The organism is Okeania sp. SIO2B9 (genome assembly GCF_010672505.1).
In the GTDB taxonomy this organism is placed as follows: Bacteria; Cyanobacteriota; Cyanobacteriia; order Cyanobacteriales; family Microcoleaceae; genus Okeania; species Okeania hirsuta.
Map to the genome: position 1 here is coordinate 1 of NZ_JAAHGK010001122.1, position 2,532 is coordinate 2,532.

A 2,532-nucleotide genomic window follows, 5' to 3' on the forward strand; every position below is an offset into this window, starting at 1 on the left:
TAGCTGGTCGGATTTTTGAAGATGAATATGATTTGGCGATGGCTGTTATAGAGGGTGTAGAAGCTCGCGCTCAACAAGACCAACATACCACAGAACGTTTTCTATTTAATTCTGCCTAGCTACTTATGAGTTTTGGTCATTCGTCTAAAAAAAGCGAGTGCTAATTGGTGAGGTCTCCCCAGAATGTAAGACGCACTCAAGACACAAAAACATTCTCAGGCAAATGAATTAACAGAAGGGGATTGTGGGATTGGCATGACTCAAGGATCCAGAACGTGGATTAATTTTGGCTACTAGAGTTGGCAAACAAAGTCACGAGTTCCGATACAGAATTAATCGCCAATACAGAAGGAAAAACTAGCTGTAAACATTATTATACAGATGATTGGGGTGGGTATGAACGAGTTTTACCACCAGAAGTAGAACATATCATCGGTAAAGACCAGACTCAGCAATTAGAACGAACTAATAGAATTGTCCGACAGCAGATAGGTCGGTGGCATCGCACCCCAGAATAAGTTTGGTAAGGTCTGGCAGCAAACGGAAGTAACAGTGAGGTTAGCGTTCGCGGAGCGTGGCGTCAGGCGTATCGCCTACTTTAATTGGATTTGGGTTCATAGTCGCAAGGACAATACTGCAGCCCAAAGATCGGGGCTGGCGTTGGCGGAGCCTAGCGGCAGCTATATCGCCCCTTGGAACTGGAATGATCTAATTACCATTCCCACACTTTGCGCTCTGCACTACCCCATATAGTACATAGCCCAATCTGATAACTATGCCAATAGTAAAACCTCAGTATTTTTGCCCAAAATTGTGTAATTTAACAGAAAAATGCCTTGACAGATTATACTTATAACACTTTTCATTTAAGTAGACTACAAAATTCTCTTGGATTAGGGAGTATCGATTAGGAGGCCACTGTAGTCTATATATTTGAAAATCGCTATAATATCCATCAAGGCTCAAAGTATTGCCGAAATATCAGCACATTTAGAAAATAAACAAAAATTACATTTTGTCAAGTTGTTTACGCAAATCTTCCAGTTCAGCATCAACCTCCGATTTTTCTGCTGAACCCTGATTTGACGCAGGTAGTTGATTCTGACTTACAGAACCTCCAGAGAGTTGTGCCTTCATCACCGCTAACTCATCATCAACATCACTACTAGCTTCCAACTTTCGGAAATCCTCTTCCAAACCACTGCCACCAGCTAACTCTGCTGTAGCTTGGGAACGGGCCTCCATTTGTAAAACTTTTTCTTCCATCCTGTCAAAAGCTGCCATTGCCCCGCTAGTATTCAGAGAACCCATGGTATTATTGAGTTGCTCCTGAGTTTTAGCAGCAGTCATTCGCGCTTTCAGCATATCCTTCTTCGCCTTAGCTTCAGAAATCTTACCTTCCAAAGCAGTTAAATTCCGCTTTAAAACTTCTACCTGACTTGTTTGACTGTCCAAAGATACTTTTACAGTGTCTGCTGTCTCAGAATAAGTCTTCTTACGCTGTAGAGCTTCCTTGGCCAAATTTTCATCTCCTTTTTGTAGAGCTAACTGTGCCCTGGAGTACCATTGATTAGCTTGAGATTGAGCTTGATTATATTGTTGTTGGCTACGTTTCTGAGTAGCAATAGCACTAGCAACAGCCTGACGCAACTGTACCAAATCTTCTTGCATATCAATAATAGACTGCTCTAGAACCTTCTCAGGGTCTTCAGCTTTACTTACCATTTCATTAACATTAGCTCTGACAAGGCGACCAATTCTATCAAATAATCCCATAATTTTATTTTTCCTTTGATGTTTAATTTAGCTTCTAGCTCTTACTGGCCAATACTAACTACTATAAGCCAAATTTTTCATTAGTAATAGATAAGGATACTCTCCCCATAGCTATACATTCATTTTAAGTCTTTCTTTCTCCGCGAACTACCCATAAAAATCAGGACTTTGCTGAGTGGTAATGATTTTTAGATTAAGTATCAACGAAAAACATCGGACATAAATATTAAGACTGAAATATTGAAGATGGGTTTAGCTGGATGAGAAAAAGTCTGTTGCTTTGTCCTTTAGCAAGATTAGTTTGTTTAAAGCAAAACAGTATAATAAGAATCCCCAGAACCTTAGTTATCTTGAGTAGCTAGAATACTTCAAGTAAAAAGACAGATTCTTCTTCATAGTTTAAACCCAAATAAGAAAACCTCTATAATTCATGTAAATTGATTCCATATATCTTCAAATTATGATTCTGTTTTTCTGAGATTAGAACTATCTTGAATTGGTAACTGAGAATTACTTCCCCCAGGCAACATTTCCGCCTTCATCGCCTCCAACTCAGTCTCAATATCATTACCTTCTTCCAAAGAAGCAAATTGTTTTTCTAAACTATCAGTTCCCAACTCAGCGATCGCCTCAGACTTAGCCTCAAGCTGCATTACCTTCTCTTCCATCTTCTCAAAAGCACTCAAAGCATTACCAGTATTCACAGTGCCCAAAATTTCATTTAGCTTTTCCGAGGCCTTAGCAGAACGTGCCCTA

At 39.7% G+C, this 2,532-nt stretch carries 3 protein-coding genes; 1 reads left to right on the forward strand and 2 read right to left on the reverse strand.

The window, feature by feature from the left end; all coding sequences use genetic code 11:
* Nucleotides 1-299 precede the first annotated feature (299 nt).
* Nucleotides 300-518 carry an IS1 family transposase gene (locus tag F6K13_RS27975; RefSeq protein ID WP_124143999.1) on the forward strand — a complete coding sequence of 73 codons (219 nt, stop codon included), beginning with the start codon at nucleotides 300-302 and terminating at the stop codon, nucleotides 516-518.
* A gap of 490 nt (nucleotides 519-1,008) precedes the next feature.
* On the opposite strand, the gene F6K13_RS27980 is transcribed toward F6K13_RS27975, so the two are convergent.
* Nucleotides 1,009-1,776: a PspA/IM30 family protein gene (locus F6K13_RS27980; RefSeq protein ID WP_124144000.1), complete on the reverse strand. Its 768-nt coding sequence runs from the start codon at nucleotides 1,774-1,776 to the stop codon at nucleotides 1,009-1,011.
* 458 nt (nucleotides 1,777-2,234) lie between these two features.
* Nucleotides 2,235-2,532, reverse strand: a 298-nt coding sequence (locus F6K13_RS27985) for a PspA/IM30 family protein (protein WP_287289127.1), incomplete at its 5' end; no start/stop codon positions are given.

What these genes read in the sequence shown, in the direction of transcription:
- F6K13_RS27980 (WP_124144000.1), bottom strand. Translation starts at nt 1,776, where the DNA reads ATGGGATTATTTGATAGAATTGGTCGCCTTGTCAGAGCTAATGTTAAT.